This window comes from Streptomyces sp. CA-294286 (genome assembly GCF_050947155.1).
Lineage (GTDB): Bacteria > Actinomycetota > Actinomycetes > Streptomycetales > Streptomycetaceae > Streptomyces.
The window spans coordinates 363,645-378,093 of sequence record NZ_CP192004.1 but is presented as its reverse complement, the minus strand read 5'-3'; the positions used below and the strand labels follow the sequence as shown (position 1 = coordinate 378,093).

The 14,449-nt window shown below is 72.1% G+C and carries 13 protein-coding genes; 8 read left to right on the top strand and 5 right to left on the bottom strand.

What is annotated here, in order from left to right:
* Positions 1-562 precede the first annotated feature (562 nt).
* The 4 genes from ACQPZG_RS01710 to ACQPZG_RS01695 all read left to right on the top strand — a co-directional run bounded on the left by ACQPZG_RS01710 (position 563) and on the right by ACQPZG_RS01695 (position 5,767).
* Positions 563-964 carry a MerR family transcriptional regulator gene (locus ACQPZG_RS01710; RefSeq protein ID WP_433543957.1) on the top strand — a complete coding sequence of 134 codons (402 nt, stop codon included), beginning with the start codon at positions 563-565 and terminating at the stop codon, positions 962-964.
* A 1,506-nt stretch (positions 965-2,470) separates the two neighbouring features.
* On the top strand, positions 2,471-3,565 hold the full coding sequence (locus ACQPZG_RS01705; protein ID WP_433543956.1) for a bifunctional DNA primase/polymerase: 1,095 nt from the start codon (positions 2,471-2,473) through the stop codon (positions 3,563-3,565).
* Positions 3,562-5,226 carry a DNA primase family protein gene (locus tag ACQPZG_RS01700; RefSeq protein ID WP_433543955.1) on the top strand — a complete coding sequence of 555 codons (1,665 nt, stop codon included), beginning with the start codon at positions 3,562-3,564 and terminating at the stop codon, positions 5,224-5,226. Before ACQPZG_RS01705 ends, ACQPZG_RS01700 begins: the two co-directional genes overlap by 4 nt.
* Before the next feature lie 157 nt (positions 5,227-5,383).
* On the top strand, positions 5,384-5,767 hold the full coding sequence (locus ACQPZG_RS01695) for a DUF6009 family protein (protein WP_185035767.1): 384 nt from the start codon (positions 5,384-5,386) through the stop codon (positions 5,765-5,767).
* A gap of 119 nt (positions 5,768-5,886) precedes the next feature.
* Here ACQPZG_RS01695 and ACQPZG_RS01690 read toward each other — a convergent pair whose 3' ends face one another.
* The gene (locus ACQPZG_RS01690) at positions 5,887-6,237 is read right to left on the bottom strand and encodes a hypothetical protein (protein WP_433543954.1); all 351 of its coding nucleotides are present in this window, start codon (positions 6,235-6,237) and stop codon (positions 5,887-5,889) included.
* Positions 6,238-6,419: 182 nt separating this feature from the next.
* Here ACQPZG_RS01690 and ACQPZG_RS01685 point away from each other — a divergent pair, with 182 nt between their 5' ends.
* Together ACQPZG_RS01685 and ACQPZG_RS01680 are read left to right on the top strand one after the other, a co-directional pair.
* On the top strand, positions 6,420-6,755 hold the full coding sequence (locus ACQPZG_RS01685; protein ID WP_433543953.1) for an ArsR/SmtB family transcription factor: 336 nt from the start codon (positions 6,420-6,422) through the stop codon (positions 6,753-6,755).
* Complete coding sequence (locus ACQPZG_RS01680; protein WP_433543952.1) at positions 6,755-7,501, top strand: cation diffusion facilitator family transporter; 747 nt, start codon at positions 6,755-6,757, stop codon at positions 7,499-7,501. The genes ACQPZG_RS01685 and ACQPZG_RS01680 overlap by 1 nt, the downstream gene beginning before the upstream one ends.
* Before the next feature lie 18 nt (positions 7,502-7,519).
* Here the strand turns inward: ACQPZG_RS01680 and ACQPZG_RS01675 are convergent, their stop codons facing one another.
* Positions 7,520-8,830, bottom strand: coding sequence for an MFS transporter (locus tag ACQPZG_RS01675; RefSeq protein ID WP_433543951.1), 1,311 nt, complete (start codon positions 8,828-8,830; stop codon positions 7,520-7,522).
* A gap of 71 nt (positions 8,831-8,901) precedes the next feature.
* Here ACQPZG_RS01675 and ACQPZG_RS01670 point away from each other — a divergent pair, with 71 nt between their 5' ends.
* Positions 8,902-9,954 carry a GlxA family transcriptional regulator gene (locus ACQPZG_RS01670; RefSeq protein ID WP_433543950.1) on the top strand — a complete coding sequence of 351 codons (1,053 nt, stop codon included), beginning with the start codon at positions 8,902-8,904 and terminating at the stop codon, positions 9,952-9,954.
* A gap of 42 nt (positions 9,955-9,996) precedes the next feature.
* Here the strand turns inward: ACQPZG_RS01670 and ACQPZG_RS01665 are convergent, their stop codons facing one another.
* Together ACQPZG_RS01665 and ACQPZG_RS01660 are read right to left on the bottom strand one after the other, a co-directional pair.
* Positions 9,997-10,698 (bottom strand): 2-phosphosulfolactate phosphatase, encoded by a 702-nt coding sequence (locus tag ACQPZG_RS01665; RefSeq protein ID WP_433543949.1) that lies wholly within the window; start codon positions 10,696-10,698, stop codon positions 9,997-9,999.
* A 139-nt stretch (positions 10,699-10,837) separates the two neighbouring features.
* Positions 10,838-12,379, bottom strand: coding sequence for an MFS transporter (locus tag ACQPZG_RS01660; protein WP_433543948.1), 1,542 nt, complete (start codon positions 12,377-12,379; stop codon positions 10,838-10,840).
* Between the two features lie 104 nt (positions 12,380-12,483).
* Between ACQPZG_RS01660 and ACQPZG_RS01655 the strand changes: the two genes are divergently transcribed.
* Positions 12,484-13,413 (top strand): helix-turn-helix transcriptional regulator, encoded by a 930-nt coding sequence (locus tag ACQPZG_RS01655; protein ID WP_433543947.1) that lies wholly within the window; start codon positions 12,484-12,486, stop codon positions 13,411-13,413.
* Between the two features lie 29 nt (positions 13,414-13,442).
* Here ACQPZG_RS01655 and ACQPZG_RS01650 read toward each other — a convergent pair whose 3' ends face one another.
* Positions 13,443-14,345, bottom strand: a complete 903-nt coding sequence (locus tag ACQPZG_RS01650; protein WP_433543946.1) for an NADP-dependent oxidoreductase — start codon at positions 14,343-14,345, stop codon at positions 13,443-13,445.
* Positions 14,346-14,449: the final 104 nt, after the last annotated feature.

Below are 14,449 nucleotides of genomic sequence, written 5' to 3'. Positions count from 1 at the left end.
TCGACGCACGTCGGTATTAGATTTCTTCTCGTAGCCACGAAGTCCAGTGAGGCGCGGCAGATACGGAGTGCCGCGCGTGCCGGTTCGAAGCAGGTTGTGGCACGGCAGCGGAACGGCGGGGCCGGGCAGTAGGAGGGTCCCGTGGTTGGTTGCCGGGTCGGGCGGTCCCAGGGCCGCGAGCAGTTCGCAGGTGGACCGGCACGACGAGCAGTACGCAGTACTCGCAGTACCAGAGATCGCAGCACGAGAGAAAAGGAGGAGGACGCCATCAGGATCGCCCGGGTGAGGCACAGTCCGCTCGGGTACCGCAGGCCCCGGAACGAGAGGTGGTCCCACGGTCACGCATCCGCGATCCCCGCATTTCGGTTCTCACCGGCCGGAACGCGGAAACAGAAGGCCGGCGCAGCACGAAGCCGGTAGATGGTGTTGATCCCTCGGGGTCCCGGTGCCACACGGTACCGGGACCCCTCTACGCGTTGACGTTTCTCCGAACAGTTCAGCCGACCCGGAACACCAAGCGCAGCACCGACGACACCACCCGCACACCGAAGATCATCGAGCCATGACCGCAGACCGCAGCGAAGGCAGTGAGGTGCCAGTGACAGTGGACAACCAGCAGGCCCCGTCCCCTCCCCGGGAGGAGCATGCCCGGGACCGTTTCGACGACGACGACTTTCCCGCGTACACGATGGGCCGGGCCGCCGAGATGATCGGTGCGACGCCCGCCTTCCTGCGGGCCATAGGAGAAGCGCGGCTGATCACCCCGCTGCGTTCGGAGGGCGGCCACCGCCGCTACTCCCGCTACCAGTTGCGCATCGCCGCGCGCGCTCGCGAGCTGGTCGACCAGGGCACCCCGGTCGGCGCCGCGTGCCGCATCGTCATCCTTGAGGACCAGTTGGACGAGGCCCTGCGCCTCAACGAAGAACTGCGCCACCCGGCCTCCGAGGTCAGTACCGGGGTCTGACGACGCCCGCCTCGGGGGCGCCGTCCTCGACACGCCGAACCCGGCCCAGTTACTACCGGTACTTCGAAATCCCGGTCCTTCAGTCCCTCCGTCCCTCCCCGTGCTGGATGCACCGCCCGGGGAGGGACTCCGCTGTGATCCCGTCCGCGCTCAGCCGCGGCCAAAACGCCTCACCCCCGGCACGGGACGAAAAACGCTCCAGCGGCGCCTGACGGCCTCGCGCACCCGTCACGGCTCCCTCTGGCGTCGCCAGCGCTCTCTCCGTACGCCGACGGCCGGCACGAGGGTCTGGGAGGTAGGAACCGAGCACACGCTGCCGTGCCCGCCGAGGCTTCTGTTGCCCCGCACGGGCTCCCAGCTCGCCAGCAGGCACCGGAACGGCCCTGGAGGGGCTCCCGGCACGGCTGTGGCGTCCTCAAGGGCTCCCTGTGCGTCTTGCACGTTCCTGGGCGGCCGGGAGCGACTGGGCAGCCAGGAGCGACTGGGCAGCCAGGAAAGTGCCTGGCAACGAGAGAGCCCGGACACACAGCCTGCGGGGCGCGGGGCGCGTCGTCGGCCCCCCACCGCGCCGCTGATCGCCCCGGGCCTGGAGGGCCATCCGGTGGATCCCTGATCCGGGCGCAAGACCTGCTGGGCACAAGGGACCGGCGCCTCCAGGAGGGACCGACGGGGCGGTCGAGGGACTGAACCCCCGCTTCGGACAGACGCACGGTCCTGCTCGAACGCCCTCGCGGGGGTTGCCCGTCTGTGCCCTTCCGCAGGGCGTGCGGCACAGGCCGGGGACTCTGCGTCTCAGTCCCTGCGTTTCAGTCCCTCCGTTCAGTCCCTCGGGAAAAGCGCAGGTCAGAGCGGTGGACTTCGTTTCGATCAAGGGACTGAGGGACTGAAGGGACTCAACTTCGCAGTATCCATCCCAATTGTGTGCGCGTGTGTATGCGGACGCGTGTAGTAGACAGCTATAAGCCTGAAGCGCTCATAACTAGGATTTTCAGTCCCTTCAGTCCCTTTGAGTCCCTGTTCGCGGTGGGCGCAACCCCCTGACCTGCAGGTTTACTGAGGGACTGAAGGGTAGGGACTGAACCGGCCGGTCCCCGGTCCTTCCGTCCCCCGGCTCTGGGATCCGTAGAGGCATCCGCCTCTCGTAGGCCAGTACGACACGGCCCCGCGGAGGGTAGCGATCATGTACCTGGGCACCCGCAACCCTTCGGGCCCTCTTTCGGCTGCGAACGAAGACCGCCCACCCGCCGAGGACTCAAAGGGACTCAAGGGACTGAAGAACTGATACAACGGCAGTTCCCCGCGGAGATTGCCGACCCTTGCGCTAGGCTCAGGACCTCATAGGAAAGTTCAGTCCCTTCAGTCCCTCATACAGACCCCTACAGGGCGCTGACCAGCGCTTCTATGACTGAGGGACCGAACGCACCAGAACGCACGACCTCTGAACCCGACAAGGACGACCGCGTGCCGCGCCACGGTGAGACCAGTAGCCCCGTCCCCTCAGGGACCGTGCGGGCACACGACGTTGCCCGCTGGTGCGCGGGCAACGGCTGGCCGGTGCACCCGCTCGCTCCCGGCCGGAAGACCCCGGCCGCGAACTGCGCGGCCTGCCGGGAGCCGGGGCACGTCCCGCAGGACTGCTCGTGCCTGCCCGCCGGCCGCTGGTGCCACGGCTTCCGGGCCGCCACCACCGACACCGCCCGGATCGACGACTGGTGGGGGCAGCACCCCGCGATGGGTGTGGGTGTCGCCTGCGGCCCGGCCGGGCTCGTCGTGCTCGACGTGGACGCGCACAGTGCTGAGGTCCCGGACCGGGGACGCCTGCTGCCGGGCATCCCGATCCATCCGCGGGTCGACCTGACGGGACTCGGGTCCGGGTTCGACACGCTCGCCCTGCTGGCCGCCTACCGGGGGCAGCAGGACCCGGCCTCCGACGCCACCACCCTGCGCGTCCGCACCCCCTCGGGAGGCCTGCACATCTGGTACCGGAACACCCGCCCCGGGACCCGGTACCGCTCGTCCACCGGGTCCAGCACCAAGGTCGCGCTCGCCTGGCAGGTCGACATCCGTGCCGACAACGGCTACATCGTCGCGCCCACCAACCGGACCCCGCAGGGCAGTTACGTGCCCGTCGGCGAGGCCAGGACGCCCGCCCCGCTGCCGGAATGGCTCGCCGGGGAGCTGACCCGCACCGGACACGCCACCACGCCCGCCCCCGAGGAGGTACCGGCAGCCACCCCCACCCCGGCCACGACAAAAGCCCCTGACGCCCCTCTGAGCGCCTTGCGGATCCCCGCCCCCCTCTATCGCGCCCGACGTGCCCCCAGGGCCGCACAGCGGCTTCTGGACCCCCTCCTGGCCGAAGTGGCGGCCTGTAGGGCCGTCCCGCAAGGAGCGAGCTTCTCCGAGAAGCTCAACCGGGCGGCCTTCACCGCGGGCGGTCTGGTGGCGGCCGGGCACCTCGCCGACACCGACGCACGAGACCTCCTGGCCCGGGCCGCACAGGCGGCCCGACCGCACCAGCCGCAGCGCAACACCGCGATCATCGACTCCGCCCTCGCCGCAGGTGCCACCCGACCGCTTCACCCCCAAGGACGCCCATGAGCAGCGCCGAGAGCACGAGCTTCGACGCCACTGCCGCCGCTCAGCAGATGCTCGAATTCCCGGTCCCCGGACCGGAATCGGGCCCTGACCAGGCGGCCGCCGGCACCACCGTGAGCCCCGGTTCACCCGCAGCCCTGCCCGCCCAGCAGGCGGCGCCCCCCGGGCTGCTCGCCGTGCACGAACACCCCAACCCCCTCGGGCTGCTGCCGAGCATGCTCACCGACCGGGGCAACGCCAAGCTGTTCGCGCAGCTGTACGGGGACCAGTTCCGCCACGTCGAGGGCCTCGGCTGGTACTCCTGGGACCAGTACCGGTGGAAACGCACCGGCGGCGAGAAGGCGGCCCTGTGGGCGGCCGGGGACATGGCCGAGCAGATGCCCGCCCAGGACCCGCGCGGCTTCTTCAGCGACCGCGAGCTGTACGCGCACCGCAAACGGACGATGTCCACGCCCGGCATGAAGGCGCTCCTCACGCAGGCCAAGGCGTCCCCGGCGCTCACCCTGGATCCGGACGTCCTGGACGGCGACGCGTACGCACTGTGCACTCCCGAAGGGGTCGTGGACCTGCAGACGGGCGAGATGCGCAAGCCCGACCCGGTCACCGACCGGCACTCGCGGGCCACCAGCGTCGCCCCCGAGAACATGCCCACGCCGCGTTGGCACAAGTTCCTGCACGACACCTTCGGCGACGACGAGAAGGGACTGGAGACGATCCGGTTCCTGCACCTGCTGCTCGGGTACTCGATCACCGGCGACGTCGGCGCGCAGGTGCTGCCCTTCCTGTTCGGCGCGGGTGCGAACGGCAAGTCGGTGCTGCTGGACGTGATGATCCAGATCCTCGGCGACTACGCGGACGCGGCGCCGCCCGGCTTCCTCATGGAAAAGGGCAAGTTCTCCGAACACTCCACCGAGCTCACCGAGCTGCACGGCCGCCGGATCATGGTGTGCTCCGAACTCAAGCCCAACGACAAGTTCGACGAGTCCCGCGTCAAGCTCCTCACCGGTGGCGACCGCATCAAGGCCCGGCGGATGCGGCAGGACTACTTCTCGTTCGCCCCCACCCACAAGCTGTGGCTGCTCGGCAACCACCGCCCCGAGGTCGGCACCGGCGGGCACGCCTTCTGGCGCCGCATCCGACTGATCCCCTTCGAGCGGGTCGTCCCGAACAAGCACAAGATCGACAACCTGGCCTTCGAGCTCGTACGGGACGAGGGCCCCGGAATCCTCCACTGGCTCATCGAGGGCGCCATGAACTACCTGGAGACCCGCGACCCGCTCACCGGTCCGGATTCCGTACGCATGGCCACCGAGGCGTACGAATCCACGGAGGACCACATCGGGCGCTTCCTCAAGGAGTGCTGCCTCAAGAGCCCGCCGTCCGCGAACGGCCACGACCGCTCCTCGGACGTGCTCCGGGTCGAGCAGGGCGTGTTGTACGCGGCGTACGGCACCTGGTGCAACGCCAGTGAGGGCATCAGGCCCGCGACCTCCCGTTCCTTCGCCAGCCGTATCCGCCAGGAGCTGGGTCTGGCGTCGCCGAACGACATGATGAAGTCCAGCGGCAAGAAGTACTACCCGGGTCTGGGCCTGCTCTCCGACGAGGACGACCCGGCCGCGGCCGGAGTCCTTTCCGGCTCTTCGAACGGTTCGGCAACCACATGACGCCCATCCGTGCACTGTGCGGCGACAGCGGGCAGCCTTACGATGGGACCCGGGCCTTCGGGCAAGCAGACCGGCGGGGCCCGACGACAGGACCCGGTCCGGGGCCAGAAATCCGAGGCCCGCGCGTGGCCGGAAACAACGAGGAGGGGCTTCAGCCATGAGCTCGCTACTGAACGAGAGCGATCTCGCCCACGAGAATGCGGTGGTGTGGCTGGAAAGCCCCGACGACCTGGACTACGTGCGCCAGGCCCTCGACAAGACGCCCCGTCGCCGCGGCAAGCCGCGCTACGCCCGCGACGGCCGGCTGGTCGGCTACACCGAGCTCGACGAACACGCCGAGGCCGACCCGGACAGCGGCCTGCACAAGCGCCGCGTCTTCTTCCTGCTGCCGCACGACCGCGACACCGCCCCCGGTGGCTACTACGCCGAGGGCGCCCCCGGCGAAGCCGTCGACCCGCGCACGATCGACCCGCAGAAGGTCGGCGAGAAAACCCCCCGTTCGCAGCAGGGATCCGCTGCTGCGGCCATAGCGATGCCGTAGGTCCCCGCCCGCCGCCGGGACATCGCCGCCGACGCGACGACGTCGGCATCCGCGCGCTGTGCGTCCGCGGCGCCGGGGGAGTGGGGAACGCCGGAGCGGGGGCGTCGTTCGGCGACGGCTCAGCGAGGCGGAACCTCACGTTCCACGACCGCGGCGGCACGAGCGGCGAGGGCGTTCAGGACCGGCTCGTGGAGGCGGTCCACCTCGATCTCCAGGACGGTTCGGTCCCCGTCCGCCCTTGTGGTGAACGTGAAGAACGAGCAGCAGTCGCCCTCCCGCGCCACCAGATCACGCACCCGCTCCTCGACGCCCTCCCCGCCGGACGAGAGGTGGAGGCGAAGGCGCAGCGGCCGGGGTCGCGTGATCGCGGCCAGTCGCTCGCAGAACAGCGCGTCCCACTCGGCGCTGCGCAGGGGCTGCTCCGCGGACGGCAACGTGCAGGACTGCGGTACCCACGTCGGTTCACTCATCACGCCTGCTCCCGTCGTCACGCCCCCGGCCGGCCGGCAGCCGATCGAGGACACCTTCGTGCGTGGTCGTCGTGCACTCGTGCACCGGTGCCAAAGCCTCGGAGAGCGCTCTTCCTTCCGGGAGGCGACCGACCCCTGAATTCAGCATTCCATGAATTCAGGACGTTGTGTACTGTCGCGGCATGCTCACTCTCGCTTCCGACATCGAGGTGCTGGCCCGGTTCGGCCGTGCGCTCGCAGACCCGATCCGCTGCCGGTTGCTGCTCGCCCTGCGTGAGGCCCCGGCCCACCCCGCCGATCTTGCCGATGCGCTCCAGATCTCGCGGACGCGCCTCTCCAACCACCTGGCCTGCCTGCGTGACTGCGGGCTGGTCACCGCTGTGCCCGTGGGCCGCCGTACCCGCTACGAACTCGCCGACCCCCGGTTGGGGCACGCGCTGGACCACCTGCGCGACGCGGTGGTGGCGGTCGAAGCGGACCGCACGTGTCCGGATGCGGACGCCGAAGGGTGCTGCTGATGCCGGCGTCGGCGTCGGGCCCGATACCCGCGCGCCGCGACGTCCTGACGAAGCGCATACGGCTGCTGGTCGCGGCGACCCTGGCGTACAACGTCGTGGAGGCCGTCGTCGCGCTCACCGCCGGCAGTCTCGCCTCCTCCGCCGCGTTGATCGGTTTCGGCCTCGACTCGGTCATCGAGGTCTCCTCCGCCGCTGCGGTCGCCTGGCAGTTCTCCGCCCGTGACCACGCCGTTCGCGAGGCCCGTGAGAAGACCACCCTGCGGATCATCTCCGTGTCCTTCTTCGTGCTCGCCGCCTACGTCGGCTTCGATGCCGTCCGGGCGCTCGCCAGCACCGGCGAGGTCCAGCACTCCCCGCTGGGAATCGTCATCGCCGCCCTGTCCCTCGCGATCATGCCGTTCCTCTCGGCAGCCCAGCGCAGGGCCGGACGCGAACTGGGCTCGGCCTCGGCGGTCGCCGACTCGAAGCAGACCCTGCTGTGCACCTACCTCTCCGCCGTCGTCCTGGCCGGCCTCGTCGCCCACAGCGTCCTCGGATGGTCCTGGGCCGACCCGGTCGCCGCGCTGGTGATCGCCGTCATCGCGGTGAAGGAGGGCCGCGACGCCTGGCAGGGCAAGGGCTGTTGCGCGTCCCCCGCCACCACGGCGTCCCCCGCCACCACGGCGTCCCCCGCCACCACGGCGTCCCCCGCCGCCACGGCGGCGCCGACCGGGAAGGCGGACGCCTGCGGCTGCTGCGCGGTCTGAAAGCCCGGGCAGCGTTCCCTACCACGCGGGACTCGACGGAACGCGCGTGGCGGGGCGGATCGCCAGCGAGAGCAGGGCCGCCATGGCGCAGAGCGCGCCGACCGCCGTCCAGACCGGGTCGTACGAGCCGAAGACGTCGCGGGCCGTGCCGCCGAGCAGCGCCACCAGGGCCGCGCCCAGCTGGTGGGCGGTGCTGATCCAGCCGAAGACGACGGGGCTGTCCTCGCCGTAGAAGTCCCGGCACAGCGCCAGGACCGGCGGAACGGTCGCCAGGTCGAGCAGGCCGAAGAGGGCGACGAAGGCGAGGAGGGGCGGGGTGGGCGTGGCGGCCAGGGAGAGGGGGAGGGTCAGCAGGAGGGCCGCTCGGAGGGCGAAGCAGAGGGCGAGGAGGCGGCGGGGCGGGTAGCGGTCGGTCAGCCAGCCGGAGGCGATCGTGCCGGCGACGTTGAAGACACCGACGAGTGCCAGGAGCGTCGAGGCGGTGGTGGCGGGCATGCCGTGGTCGTGGGCGGCGGGCGTGAAGTGGGTCCACAGGATGCCGTTGGTGGACGCCCCGCAGACCGCGAAGGCGGTGGACAGCAGCCAGAAGGACGGGGTGCGGCAGGCGCGGCGGAGGACCCGGAAGGTACGGCCGACGGCACCGCGCGCGGGGGAGGGCCGAGGAACGAAGGCCGCCGCGCCGTACGGCTTCAGACCGGTGTCGGCCGGGTGGTCGCGCAGTACGAGCAGGACGACGGGGGCCACCGCGCAGGCGGCCAGAGCGACCGTCACCAGAGCGGGACGCCAGCCGTGGTGCTCGACCAGCCGGGAGAGGGCGGGCAGGAACGCCATCTGGCCCAGCACGCTCGCGGAGGCGAGCACCCCGGTGACCAGGCCCCGGCGTCGTACGAACCACCGTTGGGTGACCGTCGCGCCCAGCGTCATCGCCGTGGATCCCGTGCCGAGGCCCACCAGCAGGCCCCAGTAGAGGGTGAGTTGCCAGGGTTCGCTGAGGACGGTGGAGGTGAGGAGGGCGCCCGCGGCGACGGTCGCGAGCGCGGTCGTGACGACCCGGCGGATGCCGAAGCGATCCATCAGGGCGGCGGCGAAGGGGGCCATGAGCCCGTACAGCAGCATGTTGACGGAGGTGGCGACGCCGATGGAGCCGTAGGACCAGCCGAACTCCTCGCGGACGGGCCGGGTGAAGAGGCCGGGCAGGGTGGCGAACGCGCCGGTGACGAGGATCGCGAGGGCGGCCGTGGCGGCCACGGGCCAGGCCCGGTGGACGCGGGGCGTGCGGGCGGGGGCCGGGGGCCCGCTCTCCGGGGCGAGGGGTGGGTGCGTATCCATGCGGACGATCCTTCGCGGTGGCCCCGACACCGGCCACCGGCCGGATTGCCGCCTTGTGAAAGAATCTGGCCATGCGTGACGACAGGGATGTGAACGGTGGGTCGGCTGCGGAGGCCCGTCGCGCCGATGGTGTGCACCGGGTCGCCGTTCTCGTACGACCCGGGCTGCTGCCCATGGAACTGGGCATCGTGCACCGGTTGTTCGGGCAGGCCAGGTCGGCGGCGGGCGAGCCGCTGTACGACGTGGTGACCTGCACGCCCGAGCCCGGCGAGGTGGCCACCGACACCGACTTCACCGTCAACGTGGCGCACGGGCCCGAGGCGCTGGACACGGCGGACACCGTCGTCGTGCCCGCCGCACACGAGGACTACGGGCCGCAGACGCGCGGCCTGCTGGAACCGGGGGTGGCCGCGGCGCTGGCGCGGATTCGGCCCAGCACCCGGATCGCCTCCATCTGCACGGGTTCCTTCGTGCTCGCGGCGGCGGGTCTTCTGGCGGGGCGGCGGGCGACGACGCACTGGAAGTCCTGCGAGGAGTTCCGGGAGCTGTACCCGGAGGTGGACCTCGATCCGGACGTCCTCTACACGGACGACGGCGGGGTGCTCACCTCCGCCGGGGTGGCCTCCGGCATCGACCTCTGCCTGCACATGATCCGCAGCGACTTCGGCGCGGCCGTCGCGAACGCCGTCGCCCGTACGACGGTGGTGCCGCCGCACCGGGAGGGCGGCCAGGCCCAGTACGTACGGCGCCCGGTGCCCGCGCCGGAGGTCTCCTCGACCGGCCGCGCACGCGCCTTCGCCCTTGCCCACCTCGACCGGCCGCTCACCCTGGACGAGCTCGCGCGCGAGGCGCACATGAGCGTACGGACCTTCAGCCGCCGGTTCCGTGAGGAGACGGGACTCACCCCCGTGCAGTGGCTGTCCCGCCAACGGGTAGACAGGGCAAGGGAGTTGCTGGAGGAGACGGACCTGCCGGTGGACCGGATCGCGCACGAGGCCGGATTCGGCACGGGGACGTCGATGCGGCAGCACTTCCAGGTGACGGTGGGCGTCTCACCGCAGGCGTACCGGGGGACGTTCCGGGGGCCGCGTACGGGCGCGGGAGCGCGAGCGGGCGGGGGGTGACCAGCAATGCCGCCGGTAGAGGCGCACGGGGTGGCGCTCGGGTCAGCTGCCCGCGGTGGCGGCGGTGCCCGCGGTGTCGCGGGCGCGCAGCACCATGAGTGAGCCCTCCGGGGCGGCGACCAGGGCGAAGGGAAACCGGTCGACCTCACAACAGAGCGCGACGTCGTCGGGGTGGACCCCCTCGCGTACCCCCTCCGTCAGTTCGGCGGCGGCGCGGGACGCGGCCGCGCGGCGGAGGAACCCGGCGGCGTCCGCGCCGGATCCGGCGGCCCGCCCGGCGATGTACTGGGCGCACGCCAGGTCTTCCTCCGCCCGGCCGCCCTCCCCGGTGACCACGAACGTCACCCGGTCGCTCCCGTGCGACCGCAGGAGCCGAGCCGTCGCCTCCGCCACCACGAAGCTCGCGCACAGCACCAGCGAGGAGTCCCTGACGGCGTGGGCCCCGACCGTTCCCGCGGTGGTCTTCTGTACGACGGTCCGGCCGGTGAGGTCGAGGGAACGCAGCATGCCGGGCGAGTTGACGGTGTCGAACCCGGGCGCGGGCGGACCGTCCTTGAGTGCCACCCAGCCCGGGTGGGACGCCTTGAGCGCCCGCGCCTCGTCCAGCGACTCGGCAAGAACGATCTTCTCCGCCCCCTGGGCGAAGGCCCAGGCGGCCACGGTGAAGGCACGCATGACGTCGACCACGACCGCCACGGGCGGAGTGTCGGTCAGATCGGCGATGCCGAGGAAACGGGAGTCCATGCGAGCCATGATCGGGTACGACCGTCCCGCAGCCCGGGGAGAGTGAGGCGCGTCACAGGGCCGGTGGCGGACCTGTCGGGTGCGGGCGGCCCGGTCACGGGACGAACGGGGGCGAGGCGAACTCCCGTTCCGCGGCGGGTCACCGGGGCGCGTCCGCTCCGGCGGTGAGCCGGGGCAGCGGTTCCGGCTGCGGGGCGGCGGCACGGTCCGGCGCTGACCTCGGGAGGTGACGCAGGGCGAACGCGCCGAGCGCCGCATGGAGCAGGGACGCGACGAGGGCGGCGGCGTGCAGTCCGGTGACGGCGGCCTGCTTGGCCTGGTCGATCACCGCGGGGGTCAGGCCCGGGAGGTGCAGGGTCTCGTGGAGCGTGCCCGCGGCGTCCGGCCCCTGGAGCCGGAAGATCAGGGCGGCCAGTGAGCCGAGGAGCGCGATGCCCAGGGCGTTGCCGAGCTCGTTGCTGGTCTCGGCGATCGCCGCCGCGGCCCCGGCACGTTCCGCGGGCACCGCGCCGATGGCCGTGTCCGCGACGACGCTGAAGGAGATGCCGTAGCCGACCCCCGCCACGACGGTGGACGCCACGTACCAGCCGATGCCGCCGGAAACGCCCGTGGCCAGCAGCAGAACGAGTCCGGCCGCGATGAGGAAGTGGCAGGCGACGAGCGCCGACCGGGTGCCCGTGCGGGCGACCAGGGCCGGGGTCGCGAGGCAGCTGACGGTGAGCACCGCGGCCCCCGGCAGTGCCACGAGGGCGGCGTCCAGGACGCTCAGACCGAGGACGGCCTGGAGGTAGCCGCCGCCGAGGTAGGCGACGGCCGACCACGCCGCCAGCGGGAGGAGGCCGGTGATGGCGGCGACGGTGAAGACCCGGTCGCGGAAGAGACGGAAGTCGATCAGCGGTCGGTCGAGGCGGAGTTGACGCCGTACGAAGACCCAGAGGGCGAGGACGCCGGGCACTCCGGCGACCAGCGGCGTCGCGGACAGGCCGTCGGCCGCCGCGTGCTTGATCGCATACACGCTCAGCAGGAGACCGGCGGCGGAGAGCAGGATGCTCGGCACGTCGACGCGACCGGGCCGGGTGGCGCGGACTTCGCGCAGCAGGACCGGGGCCAGGAGCAGGAACAGTACGACCACGGGCAGGTTGATGAGGAAGACCGAGCCCCACCAGAAGTTGTTCAGGAGCTGCCCGCCGACGACCGGACCGATCGCGAACCCGGCGGCGAAGGTGGCCGCGAAGACGCCGACCGCCTTCGAGCGTGTGCGGGGATCGGTGAACAGTTCGCTGAGCACCGCCAGCGCGGACGGCAGCAGGGTGGCACCGGCCACGCCCATCAACGCCCGGAAGGCGATGAGCAGTTCGGGGGTGGGGGAGAAGGCCGCGCCCGCCGAGGCGGCGCCGAAGACGGCCGCACCGATCAGCAGCAGCCGCAGCCGCCCGTACCGGTCGCCGATGCTGCCGAACGCGACGAGCAGCGAACCGACGGCGAAACCGTAGACGTCCAGGATCCACAGCGCCTGGTCGGCGGTCGGCGACAGCGCCTCGGACACCTTGGGCATGCCCAGGAACAGGACCGAACTGTCCATGGCGACCAACAGCACCGGGCCCAGGACCACCACGAGGCCGAGCCAGGCCCGGGGCCCGGGGGAGGGGGAAGGAGAGCGGGACGATCGCTTCGTGTTCATGGGCCCGACGATGCGGGGGCGGCCGTACGTCAGCCATCCCCGTGCCGTGGGTACACCTCGCAGGGGCACCCACGACACGGCCCGTTCCGCCTAGGCTTCCCGGCATGGAGACGGAGAGCAGGACGCACACGGCCCCGAAGAGCCCGACGAACGCGCTGCCGGAACGGACGGGCGGCCGGGACCGGGAGCCGGGCGCTCCGGGGCTCGGCGGCCTCGGCGCGTACCTGAAGAACCGCCGGGACCGGGTCACCCCCGCCGACGTCGGCCTTCGTACGTACGGAAGCACCCGCCGCGTTCCGGGGCTTCGGCGCGAGGAACTCGCGCAGCTCGCGGGGGTGAGCGCCGGGTACTACACGCGCCTGGAACAGGGGCAGGCCGGCACCGCCTCCCCGCAGGTGCTCGACGCGCTCGCCCAGGTGCTCCGGCTCGACGACGTGGAGACGCTCCACCTCCACAACCTCGCCCGGCACCAGGGCCGTTCGCGCCTGGTGCGGCCACGCCCGGAGAGCCCGCACCCGCGCGTGCTGTCCCTGCTGACCGCCCTGGGCGAGGCCGCCCCCGCGGTCGTGCTCGGCCGCCGCGGCGACGTACTGGCCTGGAACCGCACCGGGCACGCCCTCACCGCCGCGCACGTCGACTTCGACGCACCCGGCGATCCGGCACGACGGCCCTCCGTCCCCCGGATGTTCTTCCTCGACCCCCTGACCCGTGACCTGTTCACGAACTGGGACGCCCTGGCCAGGGCCCATGTCGCCTACCTGCGGCTCACCGCGGGCCGGTACCCCACCGACGCGCGGCTCGCCGAACTCATCGGTGAACTCGTCATGCACAGCGACCGGTTCGCCGGGCTCTGGGCCGCGGGCGACGTGGCGGACTGCACCGTCGGCACGATGCGGCTGCGCCACCCGGCCGTCGGCGGGCTCGACGTCGACTACCAGGTGTGGCTCCAGCCGGAGAGCCCCGACCACCGGCTGGAGGTCTACACCCCGAACGACGCGGCGTCGGCCGACGCCCTGAGGCTGTTGGCCCTCTGACGGCCCCGCGAGCCCCCGCCCGCCCGTCCTCAGAGGCCGAGGACCAGCTTTCCGCGCACCCGGCCCGCACGGCTCGTCCGGTGGGCCTCGGCGGCCTTCCGCAGGGGCAGGATCTCCTGGACCTCGACGTGCACGGCGCCCGAGTCGATGAGTTCGCCGATCCCGCGCAGTGCCTCGCCGTCCGGTGCCACGATCACGCGGAGGGCCGTGACGCCCGGGATGCGGTGCGCCTCGTCGACCGGTTCCGGCAGCGTGACGAGGGTGCCGCCGGGACGCAGGAGCCGCCACGACGCGTGCTGCACCGGGCCGCCGACGGTGTCCAGGACGACGTCGAAGGACCCGGAGCCCGGACGCGCCGTCGCGCGGTCCAGCGGCGCGTCGACCCCCAGGCGGCGGAGGAAGTCCAGGTTGCGGGCCGACGAGGTGGCCGTGACGTGTGCCCCCAGCAGCCGTGCGAACTGCACCGCGAAGTGGCCGACGCCGCCCGCGCCCGCGTGCACCAGGACGCGCATGCCCGCCGTGACATCCGCGGCCTCCAGTGCCTGCCGGGCCGTCAGCGCCGCCAGCGGCACCCCGGCGGCCTCCGCGAAGGAGAGCCGGGACGGTTTGGGCGCCACCGCCGCGGCGGGCAGGACGCACAGGTCCTGGTAGGCACCGCCGTACGGCAGCGGAAGCATGCCGTACACCGCCTCCCCGACCGCCGGGCCGCCCGGCACGGAGCTCCGCACCACGCCCGCCACGTCCCAGCCCATGCCCAGCGGGAACGGGCGGTCGTTGCGCACCTCTCCTTCGCGGTGCTTCCAGTCGACCGGGTTGACCCCCGCGGCCCTGACTTCCACCAGCACCTCGCCGTCGGCCGGAGTGGGGGCGGGGCGTTCAGTGAGCTCCAGAACGCTCTCGTCGCCATATCGGGAAAAGACCACCGCGCGCATCGAAGGCGCTCCTGTCGTGTCGAAGTACGTACGCCGCCGGGCATCGCCGGGACGCCTGGCGGCCACGGTGCGGGATCCGCAGCCGCTCCCACCGTGGCCGCCCG

What these genes read in the sequence shown, in the direction of transcription:
- ACQPZG_RS01710 (WP_433543957.1), top strand. Translation starts at nt 563, where the DNA reads ATGACCGCAGACCGCAGCGAAGGCAGTGAGGTGCCAGTGACAGTGGAC.
- ACQPZG_RS01700 (WP_433543955.1), top strand. Translation starts at nt 3,562, where the DNA reads ATGAGCAGCGCCGAGAGCACGAGCTTCGACGCCACTGCCGCCGCTCAG.
- ACQPZG_RS01695 (WP_185035767.1), top strand. Translation starts at nt 5,384, where the DNA reads ATGAGCTCGCTACTGAACGAGAGCGATCTCGCCCACGAGAATGCGGTG.
- ACQPZG_RS01690 (WP_433543954.1), bottom strand. Translation starts at nt 6,237, where the DNA reads ATGAGTGAACCGACGTGGGTACCGCAGTCCTGCACGTTGCCGTCCGCG.
- ACQPZG_RS01685 (WP_433543953.1), top strand. Translation starts at nt 6,420, where the DNA reads ATGCTCACTCTCGCTTCCGACATCGAGGTGCTGGCCCGGTTCGGCCGT.
- ACQPZG_RS01680 (WP_433543952.1), top strand. Translation starts at nt 6,755, where the DNA reads ATGCCGGCGTCGGCGTCGGGCCCGATACCCGCGCGCCGCGACGTCCTG.
- ACQPZG_RS01675 (WP_433543951.1), bottom strand. Translation starts at nt 8,830, where the DNA reads ATGGATACGCACCCACCCCTCGCCCCGGAGAGCGGGCCCCCGGCCCCC.
- ACQPZG_RS01670 (WP_433543950.1), top strand. Translation starts at nt 8,902, where the DNA reads ATGCGTGACGACAGGGATGTGAACGGTGGGTCGGCTGCGGAGGCCCGT.
- ACQPZG_RS01665 (WP_433543949.1), bottom strand. Translation starts at nt 10,698, where the DNA reads ATGGACTCCCGTTTCCTCGGCATCGCCGATCTGACCGACACTCCGCCC.
- ACQPZG_RS01660 (WP_433543948.1), bottom strand. Translation starts at nt 12,379, where the DNA reads ATGAACACGAAGCGATCGTCCCGCTCTCCTTCCCCCTCCCCCGGGCCC.
- ACQPZG_RS01655 (WP_433543947.1), top strand. Translation starts at nt 12,484, where the DNA reads ATGGAGACGGAGAGCAGGACGCACACGGCCCCGAAGAGCCCGACGAAC.
- ACQPZG_RS01650 (WP_433543946.1), bottom strand. Translation starts at nt 14,345, where the DNA reads ATGCGCGCGGTGGTCTTTTCCCGATATGGCGACGAGAGCGTTCTGGAG.